Annotated in this window: 4 protein-coding genes; 2 read left to right on the top strand and 2 right to left on the bottom strand. The window is 64.1% G+C overall.

Going from position 1 to position 6616, the window contains the following annotated elements; all coding sequences use genetic code 11:
* Positions 1 to 535 precede the first annotated feature (535 nt).
* A complete protein-coding gene (locus tag JG743_RS07855; protein ID WP_202299229.1) occupies positions 536 to 2503 on the top strand; it encodes a M23 family metallopeptidase in 1968 nt (655 codons plus the stop codon).
* Between the two features lie 60 nt (positions 2504 to 2563).
* Here the strand turns inward: JG743_RS07855 and JG743_RS07850 are convergent, their stop codons facing one another.
* On the bottom strand, positions 2564 to 4138 hold the full coding sequence (locus JG743_RS07850) for an MFS transporter (RefSeq protein ID WP_202299228.1): 1575 nt from the start codon (positions 4136 to 4138) through the stop codon (positions 2564 to 2566).
* 277 nt (positions 4139 to 4415) lie between these two features.
* On the opposite strand from JG743_RS07850, the gene JG743_RS07845 reads away from it, so the two are divergent.
* Positions 4416 to 5048 carry a TMEM175 family protein gene (locus JG743_RS07845; protein WP_202299227.1) on the top strand — a complete coding sequence of 211 codons (633 nt, stop codon included), beginning with the start codon at positions 4416 to 4418 and terminating at the stop codon, positions 5046 to 5048.
* Here JG743_RS07845 and JG743_RS07840 read toward each other — a convergent pair.
* Positions 5022 to 6563: a L,D-transpeptidase family protein gene (locus JG743_RS07840; RefSeq protein WP_202299226.1), complete on the bottom strand. Its 1542-nt coding sequence runs from the start codon at positions 6561 to 6563 to the stop codon at positions 5022 to 5024. The two genes, JG743_RS07845 and JG743_RS07840, sit on opposite strands and share 27 nt — an antisense overlap.
* Positions 6564 to 6616 lie beyond the last annotated feature (53 nt).

Genomic DNA, 6616 nt, shown 5'->3' with positions numbered 1-6616 from the left:
TCAAAGAACAGACATCGCAGACGCGCTGTCGTGGCCCCTTTCGCTTTTGGCTCGGGGCCTGTCGAGTGTCGCTCACGCGGCTCTCTTGAATATCTCGGAGGGCAGATTTAGAAGCGAACTTCTTCGTCGCCAGCGGCGAGCCGCCCTCGTTGGTGAGGCGTATATAGTCGCCACCACTTCATACTGTCAACAGCCCATTCGAAGTTTTTGAACTTTTTGCGACAGAAGTTTCGGACCCTGCTTGTCGATAGCCGGCTGCCCCAACGGAACGGGGACAACACGGGAGGCGGCCACCAAGGAGCCCTATTGCCGCCGCATTGCGGTTCGACACCGGCACCAAGGAAGGACGCGCCCACGCGCCGCCGCGCGAGGCCTCCGTAAGAGACTGTGGGAAGACCACTTATAAGAGACGCGCGGTTGGGGATTTCGGCCTAGGCTTGGCGTTTCGTTGACTTAAACCGCCGTGACAGGCAAATGTCATGCGCACAACAAAAGCGACAAGCCGTTCCGCCCGGGGAAGAAGCAGCCTTTCTGGATGCCAGATACGGAAGATGTCATAGCCGAACTCGGCAACGAGCCGCCGCTGATCGCGGACGGCCGGAGCGGCCCGCCCGATCGGCGTGAAGTGTCGGCGCGCTGGCTGTCGGGCACTTTCCTCACCGGCGTGACCTCGAGCGTTTTGATGGGCGTGGCGCTGTTTGCCGCGCTCGACGGGCGCCAGCAATTGGCGACGCCGCCCGAGATCGCCGAGCTCGCCCATGTCGAGAATGGCGGCGATTCCGGCGAGATGGCCAAGACGACAAGGCTGGTGGCGCTGCGCCAGATCGCCAAGGCCAAGGACCGCCGGCGCATGGAAGTGTCGATGGTCACCAAGGTCGGTGACCGCGACGTCATCCACACCATGCCTTTCGTGCAGATCAAGATGGCGCTGGCCGCCGGCCACACCACCAATCGCCCCTACCCGCCATTCGACCCCATGCAGGTTTTCGGCGACGACGGCGACGACAATGCCGGCCAGCCGGCCGCCGCGCCAGCAGCCGCCGGCCAGATCTACGGCGCCAAGGTCGAAAGCGAGATGTCGCTGAAGACGGTCGACTTTCCGATCGATACGGCGTCCTTCGATGAGAAGAGCGACCTCTCCGCCGACGAGGTGGAAAAGGTGGTGCGCGAGGCCGGCACCGAACTCAGCGACGGCGCCATCCAGGTCGCCTCGCTGCACTATGTCGACCCGCAGCGATTCGGCGATGCCTTCGCCGAAAGCATGGCCGGCTCCTATGACGTGAAGATCGTGCCTGAGAATGTCTCGGTCTCGCCGCGCGCCGTGATCGACGATCAGGCGCCGGCTTTCGCAGAGGAAATCATCCCCTTCACCAAGGATACGGACATCGCCGAGGCCTTCGCCGATTCGGGCTATACCGGCCAGGACGCCACCGGCATGGCGGAAGCGATCGGCAAACTGCTCAACGCGCCGGCGCTAAAGGCGGGAACCGTGCTGCGCGTCGGACTCGAAGTGCGTGGCGATGCCGCCAAGGTGGTGCGCACCAGCGTCTATGACCGCACCCAGCACATCGTCACCATCGCGCTCGACGACCACGGCCAGTATGTGCCGGCGCAGGAGCCCGAGCCCAATCCCGAACTGCTGACCGCATTCGATGATTCGCCACCGGTGGTGGTACGCGGCAATCTGCCCAATATCTATGACGGCATCTACCGCGCCGCCTATTCCTACGGCATGTCGAAGAAGATGACCCAACAGCTGGTCAAGCTCTTGGCTTCCGATGTCGATTTCCAGTCACGGCTCAGCCCTTCGGACCGCCTCGACGTCCTGTTTTCGCAGCCGGACGGCGACGACCAGGCCTCCGACGAATCGGAGCTGCTCTATGTCTCGGCGACCTTCGGCGGACAGCTGCGCAATTTCTACCGCTTCCAGATGCAGGACGGCAGCACCGACTATTTCGACGAGAATGGCAGCAGCGCCAAGCAGTTCCTGTTGCGCAACCCGCTGCCCAACGGCCGTTTCACGTCGGGCTTCGGCGCGCGCCGCCACCCGATCCTTGGCTATGTGCGCATGCACACCGGCACCGACTGGGCCGCTCCGATCGGCACGCCGATCATCGCCGCCGGCAACGGCGTCATCGAGAAGGCCGGCTGGGCCGGCGGCTACGGCAAGCAGATCATCATCCGCCACGCCAACGGCTACGAAACGTCCTACAATCACCAGAGCGCCTTCGCCAAAGGCATGGAGCCCGGCGTTCATGTCCGCCAGGGCCAGGTCATCGGCTATCTCGGCCAGACCGGTCTCTCGACCGGCCCGCATCTCCATTACGAGTTGATCGTCAACGGCACCAAGGTCGATTCGATGCGCGTGCGCCTGCCGGTCGGCAAGGTACTGAAGGGCGACGACCTCGTGGCCTTCAAGCGCGAGCGCGAGCGCATCGACGACCTGCTCAAGCAGGAAGACAACAATTCGCTCAAGGTCGCCAGCGCCAAGGTCGAGGGATAATTCTTCGGCAGGGTCGACCCATGTCGCGCATGACGCGACGCGCTTTAGGCCCGCGACAAATCAGTTTCGCGAAGAATCAGCCCGTGAACCATCCGTGGCGCGCGGCCACGGCAGCGCCTGGCCGGAAACAGTCATCCAGGCGACAACCGACGAAAGCAGGCAAAACAGCGCGGTGACCGCTGCGATCGTTGCGAAAGCCGCATCGCCGGCGGCGACCCTTGTGGCATCGAGTTCAGGCGCCAGGCCGGCCGATGCCGTTTCGCCAAAACCGGGAATGCCGGGCCTGACGCTGGTGTCCAGCACCGTCGAATAGACCCAGGCCGCCAACGAGCCCATCGAGGCCACCGCGATCAGGCCGCCAATGCGCGAGACCGCGTTGTTTATCCCCGAGGCGGCGCCCGTATCCTTGTCCTCGACCGCCGTCATGATGGCTGTCGACAACGGCGACACGACCAACGCCATGCCGAGCCCCATCAGCGCCATCAGCGGAAATGTCCCGGTCCAGAAATTGTGGATGCCGGCATGGGTGAGCAGCGCCAGCCCGGCAAAGGCGAACGCGACGACCAGGCTGCCGGCGGCGATCGGGAATCTCGGCCCGATCCTGTCTGACCACTGGCCGACCGGCCCCGACAGCAGCGCGATCGAGGCCGACAGCGGCAGGAAGATGAAGCCGACCTCGGCAGTGCTCAGCCCCCAGCCGGCGATCAGCAGCATCGGCAGGTAGAACAGATTGGCCGACAGCCCGAAATAGAGGAAGAAGGTCGAAAGGTTGGCGCCGGCGAAGGCGCATATCCGGAACAGCGACAGGTCGATCATCGGCTCGCGCTGCCGGCGCTCGAAGACGATGAACACGACAAGCAATACCAGCCCGGCGGCGATGCTCGGCCCGGACATGTGTCCGCCACCCTCGGCGTTCATCGCCGTCAGGCCGTACGCGAGCAGCCCGAATGCCAATGTCGCAAGCGCCGCGCCGCCGAGATCGAGGCTTCGCTTTTCGGTCGCCGCATCGGCCGGCACCTTGGTCAGCAGCAGATAGATCGACAGCAGGCCGAGCGGCAGGTTTACGGCGAAGATCGCCCGCCAGATGCCGTTGCCGAAGATGGACAGCACGAAGCCGCCGAGCACCGGGCCGAGCGCAGTTGTCAGCGCCGAGGCAGCGGCCCATATGCCGATCGCCCGGCCGCGCTCCTTCTTCGGATAGGCCTTGGCAATGATGGCGAGACTGCCCGGCACCATGATGGCGGCGCCAATGCCCTGGATGGCGCGGAACGCGATCAGCACGCCGGCGTTGGGCGAAAGCGCGCAGGCGAGCGAGGCGGCTATGAACAGGGCGATGCCCACCACGAAAGCGCGCCTCAGGCCGAATCGGTCGCCGGCGGCGCCGCCCGCCAGGATCAGCGCCGAAAGCGTCAGCGCATAGGCGTTGGAGATCCATTGCACCTCGGCCAGGCTGGCGCCGAGATCGGCTCGAAGCGCCGGCATGGCTATGGCCAGGATCGAACCGTCGATGAAGCCGAGCGCCGATGCCAGGATCGCCGCGATCAGCACGAACCGGCGCTGCGCTTGCGGACAGAATGTGCCGTTCGTAATCGCGCCCGTCAGGGGAACAGCGGCGGCTTCGCCAGGAGATTTCATGCTGCCTGCTTAGACCTCCGGTTATACCGCAACAACCAGCCAGAGGCTTGCGGTTGTTAAAACCAGACCGGCCTGACCGGATGGGCAGGACCAATCCGACTTATGCGCGCCGCCAAAGGTGTGCAGCGGTTTTGGGAAACGACATGCATGAAAGCAAAGCTTCAAAGCGCGTCGGCTGAATCCGCCTCAGCGCAACCCGCATTAAGTGCAAACGGCCGTCGCCGTGCTAGGTTTCAGAAATATTCAAGAGAGTGTGTGAGCGAGAGAGGGGAAGAGCATGAAGCGGCCACTCGAACCGTCGGCGGAGGCGCGCGGACGCGTCGTCGGCGTCACTGATGGCGTCTTCGCCATCGCGCTTACTCTGATCGTGCTCGAGATCAGAGTGCCGTCGCACGAAGCGGTCCATTCCGAAGGCGAACTGCTCGCTGCGATCGCAGCTCTCGCGCCGCGCTTCCTCACCTATGCGCTGAGCTTCCTCACGCTGACCATCTTCTGGTTCGGCCAGCAGGCGCAGCATGGGCTGATCGCCAAATCAGACCGGCGGCTGGCGACGCTGAACCTGTGCTTTCTCGCCTTCATCGCACTCTTGCCGTTCTCGACCGACCTTCTGGCCGACTTCCTCAAATTCAGGATCGCGGTGGTGGTCTATTGGCTGAACCTTCTGATGCTCGGCGTCACGCTGCTCGCCAGCTGGTGGTACGCGGAAAAGAACGGCTTCCTGGCCGAGGGCGTCGATGCGGAAACAAAGCGCACGGTCTACCTGCGAATCGTCAAGGCGCAGGTCCTGTGGGCGGTCGGCACGGCGCTGTGCCTGATCAGCCCGTTGCTCAGCATCGCCTTCATCCTGTTGGTGCAGCTCATCTATGCTGCCGCGCCGCGCGGCTCATTGCTGCGTAAACTCATCGGTTGAGGTCCCGCCGACATCCACGATTGTTGGTCCGCCAACGAACTCCACGGTGACCCCGGGCGATACGATCTTGGCGAGCTCGCGCGCGTCCCAATTGGTCAGGCGCACGCAGCCATGGCTCTCGGTCTTGCCGATCTTGGAGGGATCGGGCGTTCCGTGGATGCCATAGGTCGGCTTGTCCAGCGCGATCCAGACCGAGCCGACCGGGCCGTTCGGCCCTGGCGGGATGGTCAGGATCTTGTCATTCTGGCCTTGCTTGAAATTAATGCTCGGGTTGTAGGTGTAGTTCGGATCGAGCGCGATGCGCGATACGGTGTGGATGCCGGACGGCGAGGGCGTGTCGGCCGAGCCGATGGTGGCCGGATAGGCGGCAACCAGCTTCCCTCCCGCGTCATAGGCGAAGACTTCCTTCTTGCCCTTGTCGGCGACGATGCGGGCAACCGGCGTTGATACCAGCTTGCCGAAATTGGCGACCTTGATGATCGTGCCCGGCCGATTGAAATCGAGGCCCTGGTTGACCGACTTCAGATAGTTCTCGTCCATATGGAAACGCTCGGCCAGCGCTTCGGTCACCGAGGTGTAGCCCATGCGGTCGAGCTGGGCCTTCTGCCTGTAGTCTTCCGGGATCGAGGCGACATAGGGGCCGGCGACGTCCTCGGGTGTGATCGTGTAGGACGCAAACGCATCGCCACCAGACTGCTCCAGCGCCGCCTGGATGCCGACGGTATCGGTCGAGCGCAGATTGCTGCCGGTGATTTCATTGTAGGCGGCCAGCGCCTTGTCGACATTGGAACCGAAGCGCCCGTCGATCACGCCCGGCGAAGCGCCGGCGCGGTCGAGCAGCACCTGCAGTGCCGCCACATCCTTGCGCGCGCCGAGCGAGAGGGACGGATCGACAGTGGCCTTGCCGCCAGTGTCCGGCGGCAGGGAGGCCTGCGTCCCCGGATTGGCCTGCAGCACTTCCGGCTGGTCCGGCTGCGCCGGGTCGATCGATGCCTCGTCCAGCGGCTGGCGCTTGACGGTGTTCGACTTCGGCGCATCCGGGTAGGTGGCGGTGTTCCCTTCATCGTCCGGCGCCGGCGGATAGGCGTCGGCGGAATTGTCGTTGTAGGGATCGTATTCGTCGACCGGCGGCGGGATGACCCGGCCTTCCTCCTGCAGTTGCTTGCGGCGGAAGCGGGCCATGTCCTCGGGATCGTCGAGATAATAGCGGTCGTCATCCTCGACCGGCGCGCGCCCAAGCTCCTGCATGCGCAATTGCCGGCGGAGCGCGCGGCGATCGAGCCTGGTGTTCGGCGGCTGGATGGCGATGACCTTGCCGGTGTCGGCATCAACGATGACGCGGTTTCCCCTGGCGTCGTAGTAGATGTCGAGGTTGCCGTCCTGGGCAACAAGGATGCCGCCAGGAGCGTTGCTGTGGACATCTCTTTGCGAACCATCGCCACTCGGCGCCGCGAACGCGCCGGAAGACACCAATCCGGCGACAAGAGCCGAAAGGCAGACGATCGTGCGCAACATTGTGGCCAATTCTCCGGTCCGTAATTGCCGCCGCGCGGCATGTGCCTTTGTGG

It is taken from the genome of Mesorhizobium sp. 131-2-1 (assembly GCF_016756535.1).
Taxonomy (GTDB): Bacteria; Pseudomonadota; Alphaproteobacteria; order Rhizobiales; family Rhizobiaceae; genus Mesorhizobium.
The sequence above is the reverse complement of the archived record's forward strand: the minus strand, read 5'-3'. Positions and strand labels throughout refer to the sequence as shown.